Source organism: Mesorhizobium sp. M8A.F.Ca.ET.208.01.1.1 (genome assembly GCF_004791315.1).
Classification (GTDB): domain Bacteria; phylum Pseudomonadota; class Alphaproteobacteria; order Rhizobiales; family Rhizobiaceae; genus Mesorhizobium.
Window position 1 is genome coordinate 1 of sequence record NZ_SRUT01000158.1, and the last position, 347, is coordinate 347.

Below are 347 nucleotides of genomic sequence, written 5' to 3' on the forward strand. Positions count from 1 at the left end.
TTGGCACCTTCAATCCGCTGAAGGTGGCGTTCCACGAGTGGATCGGCATGTTCAAGGATGCGGCTATGCCAGGGCTGTCGCTTGGCCAGCGGCTCAACTATCTGATCCAGCCGCCCGGCTGGAGCCATGACGGCTCGCGCGATACGTCGGAGACGCTGAAGGCCGCTTATGTGCGGAGAAATCCGGGAGAGGCCGGCAAGCCGGGGTTGCCGGATGCGGCTGCCGAGCCGGCGGAGTAGCTATTCCGCCGCCTGCGCCTCCGAAGGCAGACCCAACCACTCGCGACAGTCGGCCAATGCGCGCGCCGTGATCGCGCGGCGCTTGGCGACGGTCTTGTCCTTGCCGCG

At 66.6% G+C, this 347-nt stretch carries 1 pseudogene; it reads left to right on the forward strand.

What is annotated here, in order from left to right:
* Nucleotides 1-239, forward strand: a pseudogene (locus tag EN851_RS34705) (sterol desaturase family protein); the annotation flags it as partial.
* Nucleotides 240-347: the final 108 nt, after the last annotated feature.